The organism is Albimonas pacifica, assembly GCF_900113695.1.
Taxonomy (GTDB): domain Bacteria; phylum Pseudomonadota; class Alphaproteobacteria; order Rhodobacterales; family Rhodobacteraceae; genus Albimonas; species Albimonas pacifica.
The window spans coordinates 1-24,010 of the sequence record NZ_FOQH01000003.1; the positions used below are offsets into that span (position 1 = coordinate 1).

General features: G+C 72.2%; 23 protein-coding genes and 1 tRNA gene. 10 read left to right on the plus strand and 14 right to left on the minus strand.

The genetic code is table 11. The annotated features are described in order from the left end of the window. A partial coding sequence (locus BM064_RS05785; RefSeq protein ID WP_143103266.1) for a transposase domain-containing protein occupies positions 1-306 on the plus strand: 306 nt, incomplete at its 5' end. 330 nt (positions 307-636) lie between these two features. On the opposite strand, the gene BM064_RS05790 is transcribed toward BM064_RS05785, so the two are convergent. The 3 genes from BM064_RS05790 to BM064_RS05800 all read right to left on the minus strand — a co-directional run bounded on the left by BM064_RS05790 (position 637) and on the right by BM064_RS05800 (position 3,637). Next, positions 637-2,157 carry a hypothetical protein gene (locus BM064_RS05790; protein ID WP_092858819.1) on the minus strand — a complete coding sequence of 507 codons (1,521 nt, stop codon included), beginning with the start codon at positions 2,155-2,157 and terminating at the stop codon, positions 637-639. 606 nt (positions 2,158-2,763) lie between these two features. Further along, positions 2,764-2,839, minus strand: a tRNA-Val gene (locus BM064_RS05795). A 117-nt stretch (positions 2,840-2,956) separates the two neighbouring features. After that, positions 2,957-3,637, minus strand: a complete 681-nt coding sequence (locus tag BM064_RS05800; RefSeq protein ID WP_092858820.1) for an HAD-IA family hydrolase — start codon at positions 3,635-3,637, stop codon at positions 2,957-2,959. A gap of 106 nt (positions 3,638-3,743) precedes the next feature. Between BM064_RS05800 and glmU the strand changes: the two genes are divergently transcribed. The 5 genes from glmU (at position 3,744) to BM064_RS05825 (ending at position 9,292) form a co-directional block, all read left to right on the plus strand. Then, the gene (gene glmU / locus BM064_RS05805; protein WP_092858821.1) at positions 3,744-5,147 is read left to right on the plus strand and encodes a bifunctional UDP-N-acetylglucosamine diphosphorylase/glucosamine-1-phosphate N-acetyltransferase GlmU; all 1,404 of its coding nucleotides are present in this window, start codon (positions 3,744-3,746) and stop codon (positions 5,145-5,147) included. Positions 5,148-5,216: 69 nt separating this feature from the next. Next, a complete protein-coding gene (glmS, locus tag BM064_RS05810; RefSeq protein ID WP_092858822.1) occupies positions 5,217-7,043 on the plus strand; it encodes a glutamine--fructose-6-phosphate transaminase (isomerizing) in 1,827 nt (608 codons plus the stop codon). Positions 7,044-7,163: 120 nt separating this feature from the next. After that, positions 7,164-7,643: a hypothetical protein gene (locus BM064_RS05815; RefSeq protein WP_092858823.1), complete on the plus strand. Its 480-nt coding sequence runs from the start codon at positions 7,164-7,166 to the stop codon at positions 7,641-7,643. 17 nt (positions 7,644-7,660) lie between these two features. After that, entirely contained in the window at positions 7,661-8,383 is a 723-nt protein-coding gene (locus tag BM064_RS05820; protein WP_245779071.1) for a DNA alkylation repair protein, read from the plus strand. A gap of 216 nt (positions 8,384-8,599) precedes the next feature. Further along, complete coding sequence (locus BM064_RS05825) at positions 8,600-9,292, plus strand: hypothetical protein (RefSeq protein WP_092858824.1); 693 nt, start codon at positions 8,600-8,602, stop codon at positions 9,290-9,292. Positions 9,293-9,363: 71 nt separating this feature from the next. Here the strand turns inward: BM064_RS05825 and fmt are convergent, their stop codons facing one another. Both fmt and def read right to left on the minus strand, forming a co-directional pair. After that, positions 9,364-10,281, minus strand: a complete 918-nt coding sequence (gene fmt / locus BM064_RS05830; protein WP_092858825.1) for a methionyl-tRNA formyltransferase — start codon at positions 10,279-10,281, stop codon at positions 9,364-9,366. Between the two features lie 432 nt (positions 10,282-10,713). Next, the gene (def, locus tag BM064_RS05835) at positions 10,714-11,238 is read right to left on the minus strand and encodes a peptide deformylase (RefSeq protein WP_092858826.1); all 525 of its coding nucleotides are present in this window, start codon (positions 11,236-11,238) and stop codon (positions 10,714-10,716) included. A gap of 97 nt (positions 11,239-11,335) precedes the next feature. Here def and BM064_RS05840 point away from each other — a divergent pair, with 97 nt between their 5' ends. Next, complete coding sequence (locus tag BM064_RS05840; protein WP_092858827.1) at positions 11,336-12,532, plus strand: MalY/PatB family protein; 1,197 nt, start codon at positions 11,336-11,338, stop codon at positions 12,530-12,532. A 166-nt stretch (positions 12,533-12,698) separates the two neighbouring features. Here BM064_RS05840 and BM064_RS05845 read toward each other — a convergent pair whose 3' ends face one another. Further along, positions 12,699-14,522, minus strand: a complete 1,824-nt coding sequence (locus BM064_RS05845; protein WP_092858828.1) for an SLC13 family permease — start codon at positions 14,520-14,522, stop codon at positions 12,699-12,701. Positions 14,523-15,042: 520 nt separating this feature from the next. Next, positions 15,043-16,023 (minus strand): DUF808 domain-containing protein, encoded by a 981-nt coding sequence (locus BM064_RS05850; RefSeq protein ID WP_092858829.1) that lies wholly within the window; start codon positions 16,021-16,023, stop codon positions 15,043-15,045. A 263-nt stretch (positions 16,024-16,286) separates the two neighbouring features. Between BM064_RS05850 and BM064_RS05855 the strand changes: the two genes are divergently transcribed. The 3 genes from BM064_RS05855 (at position 16,287) to BM064_RS05865 (ending at position 17,592) form a co-directional block, all read left to right on the plus strand. Then, the gene (locus tag BM064_RS05855; protein WP_092858830.1) at positions 16,287-16,799 is read left to right on the plus strand and encodes a hypothetical protein; all 513 of its coding nucleotides are present in this window, start codon (positions 16,287-16,289) and stop codon (positions 16,797-16,799) included. Between the two features lie 107 nt (positions 16,800-16,906). Next, entirely contained in the window at positions 16,907-17,320 is a 414-nt protein-coding gene (locus BM064_RS05860; protein ID WP_092858831.1) for an Hsp20 family protein, read from the plus strand. Between the two features lie 26 nt (positions 17,321-17,346). Next, positions 17,347-17,592, plus strand: a complete 246-nt coding sequence (locus BM064_RS05865; RefSeq protein ID WP_092858832.1) for a DUF1150 family protein — start codon at positions 17,347-17,349, stop codon at positions 17,590-17,592. Between the two features lie 243 nt (positions 17,593-17,835). Here the strand turns inward: BM064_RS05865 and BM064_RS05870 are convergent, their stop codons facing one another. The 7 genes from BM064_RS05870 to lptA all read right to left on the minus strand — a co-directional run bounded on the left by BM064_RS05870 (position 17,836) and on the right by lptA (position 23,954). Then, positions 17,836-18,423 carry a HupE/UreJ family protein gene (locus BM064_RS05870; protein WP_092858833.1) on the minus strand — a complete coding sequence of 196 codons (588 nt, stop codon included), beginning with the start codon at positions 18,421-18,423 and terminating at the stop codon, positions 17,836-17,838. A gap of 135 nt (positions 18,424-18,558) precedes the next feature. Then, entirely contained in the window at positions 18,559-19,431 is an 873-nt protein-coding gene (locus tag BM064_RS27365; RefSeq protein ID WP_092858834.1) for a hypothetical protein, read from the minus strand. A gap of 251 nt (positions 19,432-19,682) precedes the next feature. Beyond that, entirely contained in the window at positions 19,683-20,147 is a 465-nt protein-coding gene (ptsN, locus tag BM064_RS05880; RefSeq protein ID WP_092858835.1) for a PTS IIA-like nitrogen regulatory protein PtsN, read from the minus strand. Positions 20,148-20,246: 99 nt separating this feature from the next. Then, a complete protein-coding gene (gene hpf / locus BM064_RS05885) occupies positions 20,247-20,843 on the minus strand; it encodes a ribosome hibernation-promoting factor, HPF/YfiA family (RefSeq protein WP_092858836.1) in 597 nt (198 codons plus the stop codon). Positions 20,844-21,028: 185 nt separating this feature from the next. Continuing rightward, positions 21,029-22,543: an RNA polymerase factor sigma-54 gene (gene rpoN / locus BM064_RS05890; protein WP_092859274.1), complete on the minus strand. Its 1,515-nt coding sequence runs from the start codon at positions 22,541-22,543 to the stop codon at positions 21,029-21,031. A gap of 86 nt (positions 22,544-22,629) precedes the next feature. Then, on the minus strand, positions 22,630-23,403 hold the full coding sequence (gene lptB / locus BM064_RS05895) for an LPS export ABC transporter ATP-binding protein (protein ID WP_092858837.1): 774 nt from the start codon (positions 23,401-23,403) through the stop codon (positions 22,630-22,632). A 2-nt stretch (positions 23,404-23,405) separates the two neighbouring features. Beyond that, on the minus strand, positions 23,406-23,954 hold the full coding sequence (gene lptA, locus BM064_RS05900; protein ID WP_092858838.1) for a lipopolysaccharide transport periplasmic protein LptA: 549 nt from the start codon (positions 23,952-23,954) through the stop codon (positions 23,406-23,408). Between the last annotated feature and the right edge of the window lie 56 nt (positions 23,955-24,010).

The window sequence follows — 24,010 nt, forward strand, 5'->3', positions numbered from 1 at the left end:
GCCGCGATCCGCTATGCCCTGGCCCGGATAGCCCGCCTGCGGCCCTGGCTCGACCATGGCGTCCTCGAGATCGACAACAACGCGGCCGAGCGGGCCATGCGCGCCATCGCCCTGGGACGGAAGAATTATCTCTTCATCGGCTCCGAGGCTGGCGGCCGTGCAGCGGCCATCGCCTACACCCTGATCGAGACCGCGAAGCTCAACGGCGTCGACCCCACGGCCTGGCTCGCCGACACCCTCGCCCGCATCCCGGACTGCAAGATCAACAGGATCGGAGATCTGCTCCCCTGGAATTACGCCAGATAGCGGTCAGGCCGGACGCTTACGAAGAAGAGATCACTCGGCCACGTACGTCACCTGGTTTCCGATGTCTGCACTGCTCTAGCCGCACCGCAGCGATGGTCGCCTGAATGAGCGGCAGCTTCGGGCCGGCACCTGACCAGGTCGCGACGGGCGGACACCGGTACTTTCTCTGCAAGCGCGTGTTGATCACGCCGCGACATTGGAAGCCGACGTTCAGGCGATCCTAATCTGGATCTCACTCTGCACCGCCGCATGAACACACCAGCCCAACGCGAACCCCTCGATTCGAGTTGCACCTAAAGGTCTGCAAGACGCTGCGCCTTGGCAAAAAGTCTACGTTGCTAGTTTTGAAAACAAGGCGTCAAACTCCTCCTCGAAGAGCGGCGGGAGCACAGGCCGATTCTTGCCATGGACCTCCGAGCAGTACGAAGCAAATCCCCAGCGGGAGTAGTCGTTGCTGCGGGCTCGTCCGAGCACCAAGGCCGGCAGGTCGACATCGCTGAAGTACCTTGCTGCCCGCTCCAGTTCATCCACCGACAGAATGGCATAAGGCATCTCGTGCAGCCACGCCTCGGACAGATTGGCTTCCGACATCCTCGTCCGCACCAAGGCATTGAGACGCGCGGGCATTTCACTCCCAAAGAGGTACCAATCTTCCAGCGTCACTACCATCGGGAATACCTGCCGCCCCTCCATGAAGGGAAGCTGAGGATAGCTCCCGGCCCGATAATCAACGATTGTCTTGTACACCTGCACGACGGCGGCAGCTAGCGTGTCGAGGTCTTTCTGAAGCGCGGAGAGGTCAGCAATTTCGGCCTTTGACGCCCATGTCATACGCTTCGTCTTGCATTCGATGAAAAGTGCGGCCTCTTCTCCCTGCTGCACGATCCAGTCCACGGTGTGCTTCTGGTTCTTGCCGACAAGATACTTCTCCTCGGCAAGAACGGCTCGCTCCGCGCTTGTGACGCGAGCATTTAGTACCTCCCCGACGTAACGTTGGAATGAGCTGCCAAATTCTGTGAAAAACCCTTCGATGTCCTTCAGTGTATAGTAGAGACCGGTCATGAAGCGCCAATACAGAAGCATCGGTATCGGGCACGCCAGTTCATCTTGGCCCCTATGGGACATCCCAACCATGGGGAATTCTCGAAGTGACGAATAGCGGTAACCAAAGCCCTGATCGAGCGCGTGTTCCGCCCGCAAACGTCCCGCCAGATCGTTTCTGCGCAATGAAGTAAAGGCAAGGAACCGCTCGAAGTGGTCCTGGGTGAGTCCCGGAATCTGAATATTGAGGGTTCGACTAATACGGGGAGCGTCCAAGAAATGACCAGTGTACAGCATTCCGATGGTGTAGAGTTCTTTAAGGGTCAGCCCGGTAGCGGCCTGGGTGTAGCCTTCGAGAAGTGGCGTGTTGTAGAGTTTGTAGTAGCGGATGACCGGCGCTGGCTGGAAGCGAAACTGCTGCCACACGAACTGGCGATGAGCAATCCGCATTAACTCAAGGTGGATTTGCTTCCCGATCTGGAACTCTGAATAGATTTCGCCTTCTAGCGCTCGAAGGCCGTTGACGATGTCGGCCAAGGTGTCCCATTGGCGGAGGGTGCGACCTCGCCTGGGCAGAATGTCTGCGTGGAGAATTGCCTCGCGGGCAATTTGTTCAAGCGCAAACTCAGAAAGAATAGCTTGGGGAAGCTGCGCATCGATGAGGGATCGATGGACTTGGATGTCGCCTGGAAACTGAAAATCGTCCACTTGAAGCCATTGCGAATAAGCCCAGATAGCGTAAAGGCTGTCGCGGCACCCTAATTGGCGCACTATGGCTTTGACCTTCCTGTATTGCTCGTTCCTCGACATAGCCTCCTTGCTTAGAAGAATTGCTTGAGTGCTGCAACGTGTGTGCGAGCGGCAGTCCCCAGGCTGCCACGGCCGCCAACTGAAACCCGGCCGCCGTTATTTAGTGTGCGCTCAAGACGGCACTGCGGTCCTTTACCCGACGCAAATGCTGCTCGATGCACGAACGGCCGCAAAGCGAGAGCTGCGGCGCGGCAATGGGACGACCAACGTGCGGCCGCTCTGGGCCGACAACGAAGCTTCACTCATCGCTTGTAGGTTGGCGCCCATTCGAGTCGCTTCTCAGAGAAGGCGCTCCAGACAAAAACTCGAATGAACCTAGCGCGAGCGACCCCGTCGTCTCCGTGCGAAGGCGTGGACGTGCTTGGGCGATTGTCTTTGAGACTCGGCAGCAAACTTGGTGTCATTTGGAGCGAGACTGAACCTGGCGATCCAAGCTAACCAAGGCTGATCCCAGCGTTTCGGATCCGCGACGCGACCAACGCCGCCGAAGCTGGCCGACATACGCCCGACTATCACGGTGTTCCCCCGGTATTCCCCCGAGCAGATCGCGCCCTGCGGCGCGTGCTCGCGGTGGTCCGGGTCACCCAGTCATTTCAAGGGGAAGGGTGGTGGGCGGTACTGGATTCGAACCAGTGACCCCAGCGATGTGAACACTGTGCTCTACCAACTGAGCTAACCGCCCGGACCGGCGCTGCTGATAAAGGGGTCTCGGGGGCGGGTCAAGGGGCATGAGCGGGGAATCTTCGCGCCCGGCGGCCGCCCTCGCGGAAGCCGGGCGCGGAGGGGGCGGCGGCGGGGCTCAGGCCGGCGGGCGCAGGCGCTCGAGCGCGGCGGGCAGGTCGGCGTAGCGGGCGAGAACCGCATCGGCGTCGAGCTCCGCCACCACGTCGGCCGAGACGCCCATGTCCATCAGGATGCAGGGCAGGCCGGCGGCGCGGGCGGCCTCGCGGTCGGTCGTCGTGTCGCCGACCATCACCGAGCGGCCGCGCGCCGCGCCCGCGCGATCCGCCGCGGCCCAGACCGGGCGCGGGTCGGGCTTGCGGACGGGGAGCGTGTCGGCGCCGACCAGGGCCGCGAAGCGGTCGAGCACGCCCAGCTCCGCCAGCAGGATGCGGGCCAGGCCCTCGGGCTTGTTGGTGCACACCGCCAGGCGCCAGCCGGCGGCGGCGAGCGTCTCCAGCGCCGTCTCCACGCCCTCGAACAGGCGGGAGTGGACGGCGATGGCGGCCTCGTATTCCGCGAGGAACAGGGGAAAGGCGGCCTCGACCCAGGGCTCGACCTCCGCCGCCGGCGCGCCGGAGCGGGCGAGGCCCGCGCGCAGCATCGCCCGGCCGCCCTTGCCCGAGAGGCCGGCGTCGGTCGCGCGATCCAGCCGGCCGGAGGCCCCGCGGGCCGCCAGCGTCGCGTTGGCCGCCGCGATCAGGTCGCCGGAGGTGTCGGCGAGCGTGCCGTCGAGGTCGAAGAGGGCGCCCCGCGTCATTCGCCCCCCTTCCGCCCCATGGGCGCCGCATCCGAAATGCACTGCAACAACATATGACCCGCCTCTCCGTTCCCTCGCCCGCTCGCCGGGTGGTAAATGCTGCGCCATGACCCGTCCAGAAGACTCCGCCTCCCGGCGCCCCGACGCCACCCGACCCGTCGCCGTCGTCGTCCTCGCCGCCGGGCAGGGCACGCGCATGCGCTCCGCCCTGCCCAAGGTGCTGCATCCGGTGGGGGGGGCGCCGATGCTCGCCCACGTGCTGCGCACGGCGCAGGCGCTGAGCCCCGAGCGGGTGGTGGTGGTGACCCCGCCCGACGCGCCCGAGGTCGGCGAGGCGGCGCGCAGGCTGCGCCCGGACGCCGTCGACGTGCCCCAGCGCGACCGGCTGGGCACGGCGCACGCCGCGCAGCAGGCGCGCGAGGCGCTGGCGGGGTTCGAGGGCGACGTGCTGGTCCTCTACGGCGACACGCCGCTGGTGCGGCCGGAAAGCCTGGCGGCGATGTCGGCGGCGCGGGCGGAGGGCGCCTCGGTCGTCGTGCTGGGCTTCCAGGCCGAGGATCCCGCCCCCTACGGCCGGCTGATCGTCGAGGGCGGCGAGCTGACCGCCATCGTCGAGGCCAGGGAGGCCACCTCCGAGCAGCGCGCGATCCGGTTCTGCAACTCCGGCGTGATGTGCGTCGAGGCGGCGCGGATGTGGACCTGGCTCGACCGGGTCTCCGACGACAACGCCAAGGGCGAGTTCTACCTGACCGACCTGGTGGCCATCGCCCGCGCCGACGGCGCCCGCGCCGCGGCGGTCGAGTGCCCCGAGGCCGAGACCCTGGGCGTGAACTCCCGCATCGACCTCGCCGCCGCCGAGGCCGCCTTCCAGGCCCGGATGCGCCGCGCCGCGATGGAGCAGGGCGCGACCCTCGCCGCGCCCGAGACCGTGTTCTTCGCCTTCGACACCGAGCTCGCGGCCGACGTCTCCATCGGCCCCAACGTGGTCTTCGGCCCCGGCGTGCGGGTGGAAACGGGCGTCGAGATCAGGGCCTTCTGCCATCTCGAGGGCTGCACGGTCGCCTCCGGCGCGGTGGTCGGCCCCTTCGCGCGGCTGCGCCCCGGCGCGCGGATCGGCGCGCAGGCCCATGTCGGAAACTTCGTCGAGGTGAAGAACGCGACGCTGGGCGAGGGCGCGAAGGCCAACCACCTGACCTATATCGGCGACGCGGAGATCGGCGCGCGCGCCAACATCGGCGCGGGCACGATCACCTGCAACTACGACGGCTTCCTCAAGCACCGCACCACCATCGGCGCGGGGGCCTTCATCGGCTCCAACACCGCGCTGGTGGCGCCGGTGTCGGTCGGGGACGGCGCCTCGGTCGGCGCCGGCTCGGTGGTGGTCGAGGACGTGCCGGCGGATGCGCTGGCCGTGGCGCGCGGCCGGCAGGAGGTGCGCCCCGGCGCCGCCGCCCGCCTGCGCGAGCGGCTGGCGGCCGAGAAGGCGGAGAAAGCGGCCCGCAAGGGCTGAGACGCGAATCCCCGACCGGGCGAAGATCCGGCGGGACGGACCATGCGGGACAGCGGAAAGGATCGACCCATGTGCGGCATCGTCGGCATTCTGGGGCAGGGGCGCGAGGCCGCGCCGATCCTGCTCGATGCGCTGAAGCGGCTGGAATACCGCGGCTACGACAGCGCCGGCATCGCCACCATCCAGGACGGACACCTGGATCGCCGGCGGGCCACCGGCAAGCTCTCCGAGCTTGCCAAGGTGCTGGAGGCGGCGCCGATCGCCGGCTCGGTCGGCATCGGGCACACCCGCTGGGCGACCCACGGGGCCGCGACCACGGTGAACGCGCACCCCCACGCCTCGACCCGCGTGGCGGTCGTGCACAACGGCATCATCGAGAACTTCCGGGAGCTGCGCGAGCAGCTGAAGGCCGAGGGGCATCCCTTCGTCACCCAGACCGACACCGAGACCATCGTCCACCTGTGCCAGTCGTTCCTCGACCGGCAGCTGTCGCCCGCCGACGCCGCCGCGGCGACGCTGGCGAAGCTGGAGGGCGCCTTCGCCCTGGCCTTCCTGTTCGAGGGCGAGGGCGACCTGATCGTGGCCGCCCGCCGGGGCAGCCCGCTCGCCATCGGCTACGGCGACGGCGAGATGTTCGTGGGCTCCGATGCGCTGGCGCTGGCGCCGCTGACCAACCGCATCTCCTATCTCGAGGAAGGCGACCTGGCGCTGGTCACCCGCAAGGGGGCCGAGATCCACGACGCCTCCGGCGCGCGGGTCACCCGCGCGGTGCAGGTGATCGAGGTCTCCTCGGTCGTGGTCGACAAGGCCGGCTACAAGCACTTCATGCTCAAGGAGGTGAACGAGCAGCCGACCGTCTCCGCCTATGCGCTGGCGCATTACGTCGACAACGAGACTGGGCTGATCCGCTCCGAGGCCGAGGACGTGGATTTCGCGCAGGCGAGCCGCATCGTGCTGGTCGCCTGCGGCACGGCGCATTACGCCTGCCACATCGCCAAATACTGGTTCGAGAAGCTGGCCCGCCTGCCGGTCGAGATCGACGTGGCCTCCGAGTTCCGCTACCGCGAGCCGCCGCTGTCGAAATCCGACGTGGCGGTCTTCGTCTCCCAGTCCGGCGAGACGGCCGACACGCTGGCGGCCCTGCGCCACGCCGCGCCGCAGGTGGGTCACGTGGTCTCGGTGGTCAACGTCACCACCTCGACCATCGCCCGCGAATCCGAAACCGTGCTGCCGATCCTGGCCGGGCCGGAGATCGGCGTCGCCTCCACCAAGGCCTTCACCTCGCAGCTGGTGACGCTCGCCACGCTGGCGATCCTGGCGGCCCGCCAGCGAGGTCGCCTGAGCCCGGACGAGGAGCGCCGCCTGGTGCGCGTGCTTTCCGAGGCGCCGCGCCACCTGGCCGAGGCGATCGCCGCCGCCCCCGAGATCGAGGCCGCCGCGCGCGAGATGGCCGAGGCGCGCGACGTGCTCTACCTGGGCCGCGGCCCGTTCTTCCCGCTGGCTCTCGAAGGGGCGCTGAAACTCAAGGAAATCAGCTACATCCACGCCGAGGGCTACGCCTCTGGCGAGCTGAAGCACGGGCCCATCGCGCTGGTCGATTCGAGCGTGCCGGTGGTGGTGCTGGCGCCGCGGGACCAGCTCTTCGACAAGACCGTGTCGAACATGCAGGAGGTGATGGCCCGCGGCGGCCGGGTGATCCTGTTCACCGATTCCGTGGGCGCGCAGACCGCCTCGGAAGGGGCCGCGCGGGTGGTGGTGATGCCCACCTGCGACCCGTTCATCGCGCCCATCGTCTACGCCGTGCCGGCCCAGCTGCTGGCCTATTACGCGGCGGCTTTCCTTGGAAAAGACGTCGATCAGCCTCGGAACTTGGCTAAGTCGGTCACGGTGGAGTAGATTGCCGCCCGCGGGCGAAGACCCGAGGCCGCCGGTCCCCAGGCCGACGGCGCGAAGGAACGAGCGGAACACGCGCGCACGCGGTCGGGGCCGCAGGACGCGCGGATCAGGAGCGATCGGATGATGTCGTCACGTGCGCGGCTGGCCCTCGTCGGCGCGATGGCCTTGGGCCTCGCCGCCTGCGGGGGGGACAAGCCTGCCCCCAAGCCCGTAGTCAATCTCTACCAGGCCGACTGCTACACCGTGGATCCCTACCAGCCGATCCGCATCGACAAGCCCGCCGCCGGCGTGCCGGAGAACATGAAGGCCTTCCTCGGCGCCTGGGGCGGCGGGGCCTGGGACGGGTCCGTCTGCCACGACCTGTGGGTGATGAACGTCGACCCCTCGGGCAACGTGCTGATGTTCGACGCCCACGGGCCGGGCTTCTTCCCCGACGCCACCGCCTTCACCCGCAAGGGCCGGATCAGCCCCGAGGGCCGCATGCGCGTGCGCAAGGGGCCGGCGGTGGTCGAGTACTGGATCGCCGAGGACGGGCGCCTGCACGGCACCCGCACCATCGGCAAGAAGGTCCAGCACGTGATCATGTCCCGCCGGTCCTGAGCCCGGACGCCGGACCGATGACCGCCGAAAAGACCCCCGCCCGGGTGGATCCCGCCCGGGCGATGGCGGCGCTTCGCGCCCTCGCCGACCCGGAGCGGGCGGCGAAGGCCGCCGCCTACCACAAGACCGACCGCGAGATGCTGGGCGTGGCCGTGCCCGAGATCACCGCGCTCGCCGACGGCTGGCGGGCCGAGGATCCCACCGTCGCGGGCCGCGTGGCGCTGGCCTCGGCGCTGTGGGACGCGGGCGTGTTCGAGGCGCGCGTCGCGGCCGCCAAGCTCCTCGTCCAGGCCCGGATCCGCGGCGAGGGGCCGGAGGGGGACCGCCCGGTCTGGGATCTCGTCGTCTCCTGGGTTCCCCAGTTCGACGGCTGGGCGCTGGCCGACCACGCGGCCGACGCGGGCTCGCGCCGGCTGTCGGCCGATCCCGCGCGGCTCGACGAGGTGGAGGGCTGGACCCGCTCCGACCACCTGTGGACGAAGCGGGCGGCGATGGTCTTCACCCTGCCCTGGGCGAAGCTCAACCACCCCTCGGCCGAGGACCTCGCCCGGCGCGAGCGCATCCTCGGCTGGGCCGCGGGCTATGTCGCCGATCGCGACTGGTTCATCCAGAAGTCGGTGTCGTGGTGGCTGCGGACCCTCTCGGCGCGCGACCCGGAGCGGGTGCGCGCCTTCATCGCCGACCATGGCGCGGCGATGAAGCCCTTCGCCCGTCGCGACGCCCTGCGCCGGGTCGAGTGAAGCCCCGGGGCGGAGCCGCCCCCCGGAACGCGCCCTCCCGAAGACCTGCCGGGAGCGGCCCGCCGCCTGCCTGCCGGGCGGCTGAGGCATTTGGGCCGCGGGAGATGAATCAGCGTTAATATCGCTTGTGTGCAAACGAGTCCGGGCCTATGTGACGCGCTCGTCAGCCGGCTGGGGAGTCAGGCCGACACCATCGCATCACTGGGGATGCCTGACATGTTCGCTGCGTCGCGTCGCGCCGCCGGTTTCGTCCGGGCGGCTCTGGCGGGGATCGTCCTCGCCGTCCTTCCGGCCGTGGGGGCGCAGGCCCTGACGGTCTCCGAATCCACCGCGGGGGAGTTCTCCTCCGACTGGTCCAACCCCACCGAGATCGGCGCCGGGGTGGACCGCGTCAGCGGCACGGGGTCCGCCAACGCCTACGACATCCTCCACTTCACGGGACTCGCGGCCGGCGCCCAGGCGCTGACCCTGTCCTTCGTCGCGCCCGAGGGGGTGGACTGGTCCTACGCCGCCGGCGGCTCGGTGCTGTGGAGCGAGGATCCCTTCCGCTGGAGCTGGGACGGCGCGACCGCCGGCGAGGTGCGCCTCGACTACTACGGGCGCGAGCAGACCGTGACCCTGGCCCTGCCCGACGGCTTCGCGGGCGACCTCTACCTGGGCCTCTATTTCACCCACGGCGCGGGGCTCGCCTACACGATCCTCGCCGAGCTGGGCGCGCCGATCCCCGGCGGCGGCATCGATCCCGGCCAGCCGACGCTGCCGGGCGGCGAGGCGCAGTTCCCGCCGGCGGGCGATCCGGTCGACTCCGGCTCCGCCTCGCCCGTGCCGCTGCCGCCGGCGCTGGCGATGCTGGGCGCGGGCCTGGCCGCCCTGGGCGTCGCCTCCCGCCGTCGTCGCCGCGCCGCCTGAGCTGCGCCACGTCCTGGACGACCGTCACGACGCCGGCCCTTCGCGGGGCCGGCGTCCTGCGTTTCGGGGGGTCAGCCCAGGCGCTCGCCCTTCGGGACCTTGAAGCCGCGCAGCAGCTCCTGCGCCTCCATCGGGCCGCGGCCGGGGCGCTGCACGCGCAGCAGGCGCAGGGCGCCCGCGCCGCAGGCGACCAGCAGCGCGTCGTCCAGCGTCTCGCCGGGGGCGGCGGAGGCCGGGGCCGCCTCGGGGGCGGCGAGCAGGACCTTCACCCGCTCGCCCGCGATCTCGCACCAGGCGCCGGGGAAGGGCGAGAGGCCGCGCACCAGGCGGTCGATCTCCTCGGCGGGCCGCGTCCAGTCGATCCGCGCCTCGGCCTTGTCGATCTTGGCGGCGTAGAGCACGCCCGCCTCGGCCTGCGGCGTGGGCGCCTCGCCCGCGGCGATCGCGGGCAGGGCGGCGACGATCAGCCCGGCGGCGAGCTCCGACAGCCGGTCGTGCAGGGTCTGGGCGGTGTCCTGCGCGCCGATGGGGGTGCGCGCCTCGGCCAGCACCGGGCCGGTGTCGAGCCCGGGCTCCATGCGCATCACGCCCACGCCCGTCTCGGCGTCGCCGGCCATGATCGCCCGCTGGATCGGCGCCGCGCCCCGCCAGCGCGGCAGCAGCGAGGCGTGAAGGTTCCAGCAGCCCAGCCGAGGCGCGTCGAGCACCGCGCGGGGCAGGATCAGCCCGTAGGCCACGACCACCGCGGCCTCGGCCTCGAGCGCCGCGAAAGCCGCCTGCTCGGCCTCGCCCTTCAGCGAGACGGGATGGCGCACCTCGAGCCCAAGCGCCTCGGCCGCGGCCTGCACCGGGGAGGGGCGGGGCTTCTTGCCCCGGCCGGCGGGGCGCGGCGGCTGGCAGTAGACGGCGGCGATCTCGTGGCCCGCGGCGTGGAGCGCGCGCAGGATCGGGACCGAGAAGTCGGGCGTGCCCATGAAGACGAGGCGCATGGCGGATGGGCTCCTGTTCGGCTGTCGAGCCCGGCGCTTGGGCCACGCGGGAAAGCCGCGGTCAAGGGGAGCGGACTACGGGCGCCCTGCGGGCGGGCTTGGCTGGGGGGCGCCATCGAGGGGTGTCGCGAGGAATGGGCGAGGGGGGGAGCCTCCGGCGGGCTCCTGACTCACCCAAGAACAAGCCCCGCGCCTGTCCTCCGGATCCGTCTCTCGCTTGCGATGCCTGAGCGACTCGCCCCCTCCGGTCAAGGACAAGCCCGCGCAGGCGCGGGTCGCTTCGCGATCCCTGACCGGAGGGGGCGAGTCGCTCTTTCCGGCATCCGCGAGAGACGGCTCCGGAGAACAGGCGCTTTGCGAGGGCTGGCCGGCGTCGCGCGCGGACGCGTGGGGCGGGCCGGGGGAGAAAGCGGGGGGAGCGCACGGCGGGGGTTACTCGCCGGTCTTGGCGCGTTCGCGCTTGAGCTTCTTCATCTTCTGGGTGATCAGGCCGCGCTTCACCGAGCCGAGGTAGTCGATGAACAGCTTGCCGTCGAGATGGTCGATCTCGTGCTGGGCGCAGGTGGCGGCCAGGCCCTCGAACTCCGCCTCGCGCGTCGCGCCCTCGGGGTCGGTCCAGCGCACCGCCACGCGGGCGGGGCGGGTGACCTCCTCGTAGATGTCGGGGATCGAGAGGCAGCCCTCCTCGAAGGTCGAGGTCTCGTCCGAGCGCCACAGGATCTCGGGGTTGATCAGGGCCAGCGGCTGGGGCGGATCGTCCTTGGCCGAGGTGTCCATCACGAAGATGCGCTTCATCACCCCGATCTGCGGCCCCGCGAGGCCGATGCCCGGGGCGTCGTACATCGTCTCGAGCATGTCCTCGACCAGCGCGCGGATCGCGTCGTCGGGCGCGGCGACGGCCTCGGCGGCCTTCTTCAGGCGCGGGTCGGGATGGATCAGGATCGGGCGCAGGCTCATTCCGCCGCAGTTATGCGACCCCCGGGGAGGGGTCAAGCGGTTGCCGAACCGGCGACCTGGCCTTAGCCTCCGATCACCCGAGAATGGAGCCTCCCGCATGTCCGACGCCGCCCCCGCCGATCCCTTCGGCTTCGACATTCCCGTGGACCGCCGCGGCACCCACTGCGCCAAGTGGGACAAGATGCAGACGCTCTACGGCGTCTCGCCGCAGGACGGCATCCCGATGTGGGTGGCGGACATGGACTTCCGCACCGTGCCGCAGGTGATCGAGGACCTGCAGGCCCGCGTCGCCCACGGCGTCTTCGGCTACTACGGCGACAACTCGGACTACATCGCCGCGGTGCAGGGCTGGATGAAGCGCCGCCATGGCTGGGAGGTCGACCCGGACTGGCTGCTGACCACCCACGGGCTGGTCGCCGGCGTCAGCCACTGCATCCGCGCGGTGTCGGAGCCGGGCGAGGGGATCATCCTGTTCACCCCCGTCTATCACGCCTTCCACAAGATCATCGCCGCCAACGGCCGGCGCATCCACCAGTCGCCGATGAAGCTGGTGGACGGGCGCTACGAGCTGGACCTGGAGGGGCTGGCGGCCTCGCTGACCGGGGACGAGCGGATGGTGATCTTCTGCTCGCCCCACAACCCCGGCGGACGGGTCTGGTCGCGCGAGGAGCTGCGCGCGGTCGCCGGGTTCTGCGCCGAGCACGACCTGATCTTCCTCTCGGACGAGGTGCACCACGACCTGGTCCTGCCGGGCGCGAGCCACGCCGTGGCGCTGCTGGCGGCGCCCGAGCATGCCGACCGCACCATCGTCGCGGCCGCCGCCTCGAAGACCTTCAACCTGGCCGGCGGGATGACCGGGGGGCTGTTCATCCCCGATCCGGAGCTGCGGGCGAAGGTCTCGGCGATGCATGCGACGGCGGGGGCCTCGCCGAATTCCTTCGGGCCGGAGATGACCACCATGGCCTACACCCATGGCGACGCCTGGCTGGACGCGCTGCTGGTCTATCTCGACGGCAATCGCAAGGTGTTCCACGAGGGGGTGCAGGCGATCCCGGGGCTGGCCTCGATCTGGCCGGAGGGGACCTACATGAGCTGGGTGGATTTCTCCGGCACGGGGATGGAGATCGCCGAGTTCACCGACCGGGTGCAGACGGGCGCGCGGATCGCGGCCAACCACGGGCCGGCCTTCGGCAAGGGGGGCGAGAGCTTCCTGCGCTTCAACTTCGCCTGCCCGCGGGCGCGGGTCGAGCTGGCGGTGGAGCGGCTGGCGGAGGCGTTCTCCGACCTCCAGTAGGCGCCGGTTCCCGGGCCCGGAGGCGCCCTGCGGGCGGGCTTGGGCCCGGGGCGGGCGGCGCGCCCGGAGGCCGGGGGGCTGCGCCTGCCGCGGGAGGCCCCGGGTCGAGCCCGGGGCGCCCGCCGGCACGGGCCGGGGCGCCGCCCCGGGCGGGGCGGCGGGCGGCTCAGAACGGGATCAGGAGCGGGACCAGACCCACCGAGACCGCCAGCACCAGCGCCGAGAAGGGCGCGCCGATCTTCACGAAATCCCCGAAGGCGTAGCCGCCCGGCGCCGTGACCAGCAGGTTCACCGGCGAGCTGACCGGCGTCATGAAGGCCGTCGAGGCGCCCAGCGCGGTGATCATCGCAAACGGCAGGGGCGAGGCGCCCAGCCGCTCGGCGAGCTCCACCGCCACCGGGGCCATCAGCACCGCGGTGGCGGTGTTGGAGATGAACATCGACAGGCCCGCCGCGGCCAGGAACAGCAGGGCCAGGCAGCCGCGCGGGCCCATGTCGGCGGCGACCGCGGCCAGGCCCTCGGCCGCCAGCGTCACGCCGCCGGTCCGCTCCAGCGCCAGCGCGAAGGGCAGCATGCCCACGATCAGCATCAGCGTGCGCCAGGAGATCGCGCGATAGGCCGCGTCCATGGTGATCGCGCCGCTGATCCCCATCGCCAGGCACGCCAGGAACGCCGCCTGAAGGTTCGAGGTCCAGCCGGTGACCATCAGCAGGATCATCCCCGCCAGCGCCGCCACCGCGAAGGGCGCCCGGTCGGCGGCGGGGGCGACCTCGTCGAACTCCGCCGGCAGGGTCAGCGCGATCAGGTCGCCGCCCGGGCGGGCGAGATCGCCGATCCGCCGCCAGGGGCCCGACAGCAGCAGGATGTCGCCGGGCAGGAGCGGGGCCTCGGCGGCGGGGCCCGGGACGATCTCCCGCCTGCGCTTCACGCCGATCACCGAGAGGCCGTGCTGCGTGCGGAACCCGGCCTCCAGCGGCGAGCGGCCGATGAGGTCGGCGCCGGGGGCGACGAGGGCCTCTACCAGGCCCATCTCGGGGCCCAGCGCCTCGCGCCAGGAGGAGGGGCCGGGGAGGAGGTCGAGGCCGTCGGCCTCGGCCAGGGTCTCGAGGGGGAAGCCGGGCTCGGCGAGGTCGAGGTTCAGGACGTCGCCCTCGGCCAGCAGCGTCTCGGCGCGGGGCATGACGATCTGGCGGAACAGGCGGGCCTGGCGTTCCACGGACAGGATCGTGACCCCCTGGCGCGCGTGGAAGCCCATCTGCGACAGCGGCCGGCCGATGGCCGGCGAGCCGGCGGGGACGCGCAGGCGCCGCGCGCGGGCGGCCAGCCCGTATTCCGCGGCCCAGCCGTCGAGGCTGGCGCGCGCCGCCCCGGGCGGGGCGCCGGAGCGGGCGAGCGTGCCCCGCATCAGCCACATCCAGGCGATGGCCAGCGCCAGCACCGGCAGGCCGATCGGGGTGAAGGAGAAGAAGCCGAGCAGCTCGTGCCCCCGGCGGGCGAGCTCGCCGTTGATGACGATGTTGGGGGGCGTGCCGATCAGGGTCATCATGCCGGAGATCAGCGCCCCCATGGAGAGCGGCATCATCAGCCCGCCCGGCGCCTGGCCGCGGATCCGGCACAGGCGCAGGACCACCGGGATCAGGATCGCGACGATGGCGGTCGAGCTCATCACCGCGCCGGCGAAGGCGCCCGCCGACATCACCAGCGCCAGCATCCGGAAGGGCGAGTTCCCCGCCCCCGCCGCCAGCAGGTCCCCCATGCGCGAGGCGACGCCGGTCCTGACCAGCCCCTCGCCGACCACGAAGAGGGCGGCGATCAGCAGCACGGTGGAGTCGGAGAATCCGGCGACGGCCTCGCGCGAGGAGATCACGCCGGTGAAGGGGAGGGCCACGATCACCAGGAAGCCCACGATGTCCATCCGCGGCCGGTTCAGCGCGAACATCGCGGTGGCCGCGACCAGCAGGGCCAGCACCAGGGCGAGATCGAACGTCATAGCGGCTCCGCTGCGGTTGCGAAGCGAGGCTAGCACGCCGCCCCCGCCCCGCGCCCGCGACGGGCCGGCGCAGCGCCGCGAGGCCGCCCGCGCCGCTCGCCCCGGCCTCTTGGGCGCACCGACGTCAGGCGCCGCGCCCGGCGCCGGAGCCGCCCGGCCCGCCGGCTCCGTCCACCACGGCGGCGTCCGCACCGCCCGTCCAGGGCGGGCGGCGGGCTCTTGCGGGCGTCGCGGCCTTGCCGGCCCTCGCGCCGCGCGTCCCGTGGGCGGCCGGGGCTTGACCCGGGGCGTCGCGCGGCGGGCCTCCGGGCGCCGGGCCGCGGCCTCGGGGCGCCGCGTCCGCCGCGGGACCAGGCCCGCCCGCAGGGCGCCTGCGGGCCGGGAGGCGGGCACGTCGCCGGAAGAGGAGATCGCCGCCGCAGCGCGCCGTCGCCCTCGCCGTGGCGAGGGGGCGGTCGCGCCGCCGGGCGGTCGCCGCGACGGCGGGGGGCGGCGCGCGCCGTCGCCCCGTCGGGGGGCGTCAGCCGGTCTCGCCGCCCTTGCTCGGGAGCATCTCCGCGACCCGCTCGGCCATCGGCCCGAAGACATGGGTCGCAGCGGGGATCAGGGCGAGGCCGATCACCAGGCCCAGCACGCCGTCGACCAGCGCCGCCACCGCCCAGGCCACCAGGCCCGGCAGGACGCCCAGGGCCTCGGCCGTCGCCGCGCCCATGTGATGGATGGTCTCGTAGAGCCAGGGGAAGCCCAGCTCCGCCACGCCATGGGTCAGGATGTTGCCGCCCACCCACAGCATCGCCGCGGTGCCGATGGCGGCGATGGTGGACATCACTCCCGGCATCGCCCGCACCAGCCGGCGGCCGAAGGCGCGGGTGGTCTCGCTCCCCCCGTCCTGCGCGAGCCGCAGGCCGAGGTCGTCCATCTTCACCAGCAGCGCCACCGCGCCGTAGACCAGCGCGGTGATGAAGAAGGCGACCGTCGCCAGCGCCACCGCCTCGATCCAGATGCTCTCGGTCTCGATGGCCGAGAGCGAGATGGTCATGATCTCGGCCGAGAGGATGAAGTCGGTCTTGATCGCCCCCGCCACCCGCTGCTTCTCGAGATGGGCGGCGTCGAGGCTCTCGGCCTCCTGCGTGTGCGACTCGGGGTGCGGGTGCAGGGCGTGGACGATCTTCTCCGCGCCCTCGAAACACAGGTAGAAGCCGCCCAGCATCAGCAGCGGCGTCAGCGCCCAGGGCAGGAAAGCCTCCAGCAGCAGCGCCGCGGGCAGCAGGACCACCAGCTTGTTGAACAGCGAGCCGCGCGCGATGCGCATCACGATGGGCAGCTCGCGCGCGGCGGGGATGCCGTGCACGTACTTGGGCGTCACCGCGGCGTCGTCGATCACCACGCCCACGGCTTTAGAGCCCGCCTTGGCGGTCTGCCCCACGATGTCGTCGATCTGGGTCGAGGCGAGCTTCGCGATCGCCGCCACGTCGTCCAGCAGGGCCAGAAGTCCGCTCATCCAAGCTCCCGTCGGCTGTCGCCCGAGGCGCCGGGCGGGCGTTCCCACCAAGTAGCGCCCGCGGGGCCGGCGATCCAGTGTCGCGACCCCCCGACGCGGATCGGGGCCGGCAGCGAGGCGGACGGGACGCAGGCCGCGGCGCGGCCCCGGGCGCCGCGGGACGGGACGGGGCTTCACGAAGCCGTGCGAGGCCGGCGGCTTGCCGGGCGGCGGGGGGAGGCGCATCCTCGGCCGGTTCCGCCCGAAAAACGCGAGATGCCCCGATGACTTCGCGCCGCGCCGCCTGCCTGCTCCTTCCCCTCCTGCTCGCCGGCTGCGCCGGGGCGGGCGTGGTCAGCCAGGTCGACCGCTCGCCCGGCTCGGCCGACCAGGTCCGGGCCTTCCTCGCCTCGCGGCCGGTGATCTCGGTGGCGGGGACGCCGCCCGACGGCGCCGGCCCCGAGGCGGTGGCGGGCGCCCTGCGCGCGCCGGCCTCGGAAGGGGGCGGCGGCTTCTCGCTGGCCGCGCCCGGCGCCGACCCCCGCCTGGCCGTGGGCTTCGGCGCGGCCTCGCCCGACGCGCTCTGCGCGGGGGCCGGCGGCGCCGGGGGCGGAAGCGCCACGGGAGAGCTGCGCGCCACCGTCGCCTGGTGCGTGGACGGGGCGGCGCGCGGCTCGGCCCGGGTGTCCTCGGGCGCGGTGCTGGGTCCGTCCTCTCCGGGCTTCGCCGATCTCTTCGCCTCGGCCTTCTCGCAGATGGCCCGCCAGCGCCGCTCGGGCGGCGACGGCGCCGGCTGAGGGCGGCCGCGGTCGAGATTGATTTTCCCCGCGCCCTCTCCCATATCGATGCCAGCGGGTCGCCTGATCGGGGCCCGTCCGTCACGTCGCTTGCGAGAGGACTGGCAATGTCGCGAATGACCTTCGCTTCGCATCCCTTCCTGCTGGGATTCGAGCAACTGGATCGGCTCGTCGAACGCACCGCGAAGGCGTCGAACGACGGATATCCGCCCTACAACATCGAGCAGCGGCGCGAGAACGCCTACCGCATCACCCTGGCCGTCGCCGGTTTTCGGGAGGAGGACCTCCAGATCACCGTCGAGGACGCCCAGCTGGTGATCCGCGGCAAGCAGACCGAGGACATCTCGGAGCGCGTGTTCCTCCACCGCGGCATCGCCGCCCGCCAGTTCCAGAAGAGCTTCGTGCTGGCCGAGGGCGTGGAGGTCGAGGGCGCGAGCCTGGAGAACGGCCTGCTGCATGTCGACCTCGTGCGCTCGGAACCGCAGACGGTCGTGCGCACCATCGAAATCACCCGCGGGTGAAGAGGGCCGAGGAGAAGGAGAGAGCCATGAGCGACCATACCCATTCCGCGCCCGGCCTCGAGCTGCCGAGCGACATCGTCTACGTCCGCGAGCTGCGCCCCGAGGAGGCCAAGGCCCTTCCCCCCGGCGCGACCGCCGACGAGGGGGGCGAGCCGCGCCGCCTGTTCGCCATCCACGACGCCGAGGGCGCGCGGCTGGCGCTGACCGACGACCGGGACCTCGCCTTCGCGCTGGCCCGTCAGCACGACAAGCAGCCGGTCAGCGTCCACTGACCGCCGCCGCCCCGGTCCGCCGGGGCGGCCGGCGCCGCGCTCCGCGCGATCCGCCGCCCTGCGCCGGATCCCCCGGGCGCTGCATCCCTTCCGCTCCCTCGCGCCCGGTCGTCCCGGGTCGCCTCGGGCCCGGCGTCGCCGGGGCCCGTCCGCCGCGACGCGCCGGGGCGCGCACGGGCGAGGTGCAGACATGAAGAAGGGCGCGCCGAGGCGCGCCCTTTTCCGTCCAGCTTCGGGCTTGGGTCAGGCGAAGGCCAGCGCCAGGCCGGCCGCCGCCGTGGCGCCGCCCAGCGCGCGGGACGCGACCGGGCCCAGGCGCGCCAGCCCGAGGCCCAGCGCCACGCCCGCGCCATGCAGCGCCGCGGTGGCCGCGACGAAGCCCAGGCCGAAGGCCGCGGCGCCGGCGTCGCCGAGCTCCGCGCCATGGGCCGCGCCGTGGAACAGCGCGAACAGCGCCGCCAGCCCCGCGCCGACGCGGACGTCGAGGCGCACGGCGGCGGCGACCAGCAGGCCCAGGGCCACGACGGAGGCGACGATCATCGGCTCGGCCGAGGGCAGGGTCAGCCCGGCCACCGACAGGCCGAAGCCCGCGGTCATGGCCGCCACGAAGGCCGCGGGGACCATCCACAGCGCCCGGCCGCCGACCTGCGCCGCCCACAGGCCCACGGCGACCATCGCCAGAACGTGGTCGAGCCCGAACAGCGGATGCAGGACGCCCGCAGCGAGCGACTCGGACGCGCCGTGGACGCCGTGCGCGCCGACATGGGCTGCGGCCGGCGAGACGGCGAGCGCCGCGGCGCCGCTCAGGGCGAGGGTCAGGAAACGGGTCATTCTCGGTCCTCCTTGGGTCCACCCGGCGCCCCGGCAGAGGTCGCGCCGGCGCGGGCCTCCGGCGCCGCGCGGGGCCTGATTGGCACGCGCCGTCCCGGCGATCAACCCGCGAACCCGCCTGCCGCCGGTCGGCTCTCACCACCCCGTCGCGTCGCGCAGGACGCGCAGCATCTGCGCCGCCGCCAGGCCCGAGATCGCGCAGAACCCCGCCAGCAGGATCCCGAGGAACCGGAAAGGCTTGTCCTCGATCGGCAGGGCGCGGCCGACGCGCCGCCACAGCCCGCCCACCCAGGGGCGCGGGGCCGCCAGCCGCAGGATCAGCAGCAGGAACCAGGGAAAGCCGGTCAGCAGCGCCGCGTAGACCTGCGCGCCCGACAGCGCCCGGAACTCCAGCGCCGCGGCCAGCGTCTCGGGGACCACCGCGACCGCCGTCTCGACCGAGCCGCCGAAGCTGCCGGCGAAGCGGGCGAAGAGCGCGAAGATCCCCGCGCTCAGCGCCAGCAGCAGGACCAGCTTGAACAGGATGTCGAAGGCGACGTGCAGCGCCAGCCGCCCGGGCCCCGCCCCCGCCAGCCGCCCGATCATCGCCCCGCCCAGCGCCCAGGAGGCCCAGGTGACCGCGAAGGCCGAGACGAAGCCGTTCAGGATCACCTGCCGCAGCACCAGCTTCAGCGAGGTCGCGTCGGTGAAGAAGCTGGCGGGCAGTCCGGGGACCGAGAGGAAATAGACCAGCGTCGTCGCCGCCAGCGCCCCGGCCGAGGCCGTCGCCGCGCGCAGCGCGAAGCGCCCGAAGGGCGCCTCCGGCCCCAGGGCGGCGCGCAGGAAGGCCTCGCTCGCCTCGCGCGCCGCGCTTTCGCCGGCGCCGCCGGGGCGGGCGAGCTCGCGGGCGAGCGTCGCGGCGGTCCCCTTCAGCAGCCCTGCGTCCCAGTTCCAGGTGACGGCGGCGAGCACGGCGAAGATGCCGACCCCCGCCGCCAGCGCCACGCCCACCGATGCCAGGAATTCCATCGCGGCCCCTCCCCGGGCCCCTCCCCGCGCCACGGCGCCCCGGTCCGGGCGCCCCTCGCGCGCAGCCTAGCACGCCCCGCCGGTCCCCGCCCCGCCGTCGCGGCCGGGCCCGCCCGCCCCCGGCGCCGCGGCCGGAGCGCCGCGCCGGCGCCCGGCCCGCCAGGGGCGCGCGCGGACGGCGCGGCGCCCGCGAAGCGGGCCCGGGGCGCGGAAGGCGGGCGGGTCAGGGGGGCGGCGGCCGCCGCCGCGGGTCAGGCGGCGTCGGTGGTCAGGGTCTCGACCAGGATCGCGTAGAGCGCGTTCGCATCCTGGGTGGAGCGCAGCTTGGCGCAGCGGCCCTCGTCGCGCAGCAGGCGCGAGACGCGGGCCAGCGCGCGAAGGTGGTCGGCGCCGGCGTCCTCGGGCGCCAGCAGCAGGAACACCAGGTCCACGGGCGCGCCGTCGGCGGCGTCGAAGTCGACGCCTTTCTCCAGCCGCGCGAAGTAGCCCATGATCCGCGGCGCGGCCTTCAGCCGGGCGTGCGGGATCGCGACGCCCCGGCCCATGGCGGTGGGGCCCAGGCGCTCGCGGTCCATCAGGGCCTCGAACACTTCGCGCGCATCCAGGTTGAAGCGGTCCGCCGCGCGGGCCGCCAGCTCCTGGAGCAATTGCTTCTTGCTCGAGGCGCGCAGGGCGGGGGCGAGCGCCTCCGGCCCGATCAGTTGCTCGAGGGTCATAAGCCTGTCTCTCGGTCTGCCGGGAACTGCAAGGCGGCCGGCGCTCCCCGCGCCGGCCTCCGCCGGGTTCGACCCGGTCTCGCTCGCGTTCCGGTTTATTCAGCCTTCGGGAAGATTCGCAGGATCGATCCACCCGATGTTTCCGTCGGGCCGGCGGAATACCACGTTGATCCCTCCATGGGAATTGTTCTTGAACAGCAGGAACGGTTCGTCGGCCATCTCCATGGCCATCACCGCCTCGCCCACGGTCAGGGACTGAACCGGGTGGCGCATCTCGGCGATGATCATCGGATCGAGGCTCGCGGGCTCCTCCCAGTCCTCGTCGTGGTGGGCGTCGTCGGCCGCGCCCTGCAGCACGTAGCCGGCGGCTTCCAGGGCGGGAATCGGGCTCGGGCGTTCCTTGTGGTGGTCCTTCAGCCGCCGCTTGTAGCGGCGCAGCTGCTTCTCGAGCCGGTCGCAGGCGCTCTCGGCGGCGGCGTAGGGATCGGTCGCCTTGCCCTTGGCCTTGGCCACCATGCCCGTCGAGAGATGGGCGGTCGCGTCGCACACGATCTCGTGGCGGTCCCGCGAGAAGGTCACCGTGCTGTCGATTGGATTCTCGGCGTATTTTCCCACGGCCGCGAGAAAACGATCCTCGACATGCCCGCGCAGGGCCTCGCCGACGTCGATCTGCTTGCCGTTCACCTGGATGTGCATTCTGGCCGACCTCCACTCTTGGCCGCCGCAGGGAGCCAGGGGGGCTCCCTCCGGCCATCCCGGCCGCCGGACGATCGGCTGCGCCGCGCCGTTGGCGGCCGTGACCTTCATGTGGGGGGTGCGGGGGCGGTTTGCGAGCTGTGCGGAGGGATATCTCCGCGGCCTCCCGTCCGCCGCGCCCCCCGCTAGGAGGCCGCGGCCGCGGTCTTGAGACGTCTGCGCTGCACCGACGACGGGATGTTCATGCCCTCACGATATTTCGCGACAGTACGTCGCGCAATATCCACGCCGTCGTTGCGGAGAATTGCCGTCAATCGGTCGTCCGAGAGGGTCTTGCGCGGGTCCTCGGCGTCGATCAGCCCCTTGATCCGGTCGCGGATCGCGGCGGCCGAGTGCGCCTCCCCCCCGTCGGTGGAGGCCAGCGCCTGGGTGAAGAACCAGCGCAGCTCGAAAATCCCCCGCTCGCAGGCGAGGTGCTTGCCGGCCGCGACGCGGCTCACGGTGCTCTCGTGCATCCCGATCTCGTCGGCGACCATGCGCAGGGTCATCGGGCGCAGCGCGGAGACGCCTTCCTCGAAGAACGCCTCCTGCCGGCGGGCGATCTCGACGGCCACGCGCAGGATGGTGCGGGCGCGCTGCTCGAGGCTCCGCACCAGCCAGCCGCCGGACTGGCGGCATTCGGAGACGAAGGCGCGCGCCTTCTCGTCCCCGCCCCTGGCCAGCGTCGCCGCATAGGCGTTGTCGACCAGCACCCGGGGCAGGGTGTCGGTGTTGAGCTCCACCACCCAGCCGCCTTCGGGCCCGCGCTTGATGAAGACGTCGGGCACGGCGGCGAGCGCGGGGGGCGCGGTGAACTCGCGCCCCGGGCGGGGGTCGAGGGCGCGGATCTCGGCCGCCATCTCCCGCACGTCGGTCTCGTCCACGCCGCAGATCCGCGACAGGGCCTTGAAGTCGGCCCGCGCCAGCAGCGGCAGGTTGTCGACCATCGCCTGCATGGCGGGGTCGAGCCGGTCCTTCTCGGCGAGCTGCAGGGCCAGGCATTCCGCCAGGCTGCGCGCCCCGATGCCGGCCGGCTCGCACTGGTGCAGGAGGCCGATCGCATCGTCGAGCACCTGTTCCGAGACGCCCAGACGGCGGGCGGCCTCGTCGGCCTCGATGCGCAGGTAGCCCGCCTCGTCGATGTCGGCGGCGAGCGCCATGGCGGCGTTGATCGTGGTGCGCGGCGCGCGGATCAGGGCGAGCTGGCCCGCCAGGTGCTCGATCAGCGTGGTCTCGGCGCCCAGCGTCTCCTCCAGCGGGGGCAGGTCCGCCGCAGCGCCGCCCGAGCCCGGGCGCGCCACCGGCGCGGTCCAGGTGGAGGCGGGGGCGGCCTCGCCCAGGCCCTCGCGCCGGCCGGCGCCGTCGGCGTCGTAGAGCTGTTCGGCGCCGGTCTCGTACTGCACCGAGCTGTCGGCGGCGCCGTCGCGCAGGGCGGCGTCGGCGCTGGCGAGGCGCTCGGTCGTCTCGCGCCGGGGCTCGGGCGTCTCCGGGCCGCTCTCGGCCTCGGGCGCGCGGTCGAGCAGGGGGTTTCGTTCGATGGCCTCGTCGACGAAGCGGCTGAGCTCCAGGTTCGACATCTGGAGCAGCTTGATCGCCTGCTGCAGCTGGGGCGTCATCACCAGCTGCTGCGACGTGCGCAGTTCCAGACGCGGTCCGATCATGCGGCCGTCGCTCCCCACCCCATGTCTCTCCCCTCGCGGCCCCCTTTCGGGGACCGATCAAGGACCGGGCGGGCTAGAGCGTCCTGTCAGATGCGGAAGCCTTCGCCGAGATAGACCCGGCGGACGTCCGCGTCCGCGACCACCTCGTCCGGGGCGCCGCTCATCAGAACGTGACCCTCATGCAAGATGTATGCCCGGTCGATGATGCCGAGAGTTTCGCGCACGTTATGGTCGGTGATCAAGACCCCGATGCCGCGGTCCTTGAGGTGCGACACCAGCGTCCGGATCTCGCCGACCGCGATCGGATCGACGCCGGCGAAGGGCTCGTCGAGCAGCACGTAGGAGGGGTCGGAGGCGAGGCAGCGCGCGATTTCCACGCGCCGACGCTCGCCGCCCGACAGCGCCTGGGCGGGCGTGCGGCGCAGGTGGGTGATCGAGAATTCGGCGAGGAGCTGATCGAGCCGCGTGTTGCGCTGGGCGCGGTGGGCGACGTGCAGCTCGAGCACGGCGAGGATGTTCTCCTCCACCGTCAGCCCGCGGAAAATGCTCGCTTCCTGAGGCAGATAGCCCAGGCCGAGGCGGGCGCGGCGATACATCGGCAGCTCGGTCACGTCGGCGCCGTCGATCTCGATCACGCCCGAATCCGCCGGGATCAGGCCGGTGATCATGTAGAAGCAGGTGGTCTTGCCGGCGCCGTTGGGGCCGAGCAGCCCCACCACTTCGCCCCGGCGCAGCGTCATCGAGACGTCGCGCACCACCGGCCGCCGGCGATAGGCCTTGCCGATCGAGCGGACCGTCAGCCCGCCCGTCGCCGCGGCCTGCGCCCGCGCCGCCCGGAAGGAGGTCTCGCCGTCCGCCATGCTCAGCCGCCGTTCTGGGCTGGGGGCGTGAACACGCTCTTCACCCGTCCGCCGGAGATCTCGCCGACCCCGGAGTTGAGGTCGATTCGCAGGTTCTCGCCCGAGATCGCGTTCTCGCCCTGGGTCAGCACCACGTTGCCGCCCATGCGCACCACGCCGCCGGCGACGTCGTATTCCGCCCACTCGCCCCGCGCCGTCTCGGCGCCCGACGACAGGAACACCGAGCCCTCCGCCCGCAGGCTGTCGATCTCGCCGGTTCCCGGCGCGGCCTCGCCGCCGCCCGCGCCGCCGCCGTAGTTGACCGTGACCTTGTCCGCGGTCAGGCGCAGCGTGCCTTGGCCGGCGACGACCTCGCCGGTGAAGGTGGCGGTCTGGGCCTGGTTGTTCACCGCCAGGCTGTCGGCGGTGATCTCGATCGGCTGGGTGGAGTCGTGCTTGAACGATCCGAAGGGATTGTCCCCCGACTGCGCCGCGACGCTCCCCGCGGCGGCCATGGCGGAGACCATGACGAAGGCGGCGATCCGACGGCGCGGCGCCAATACGAAGCTCATGCTCGCGTCCCGTGTCCCGGGGCCTGCGCGCGGGATGCGCGGCGGCGGCCCGTTTC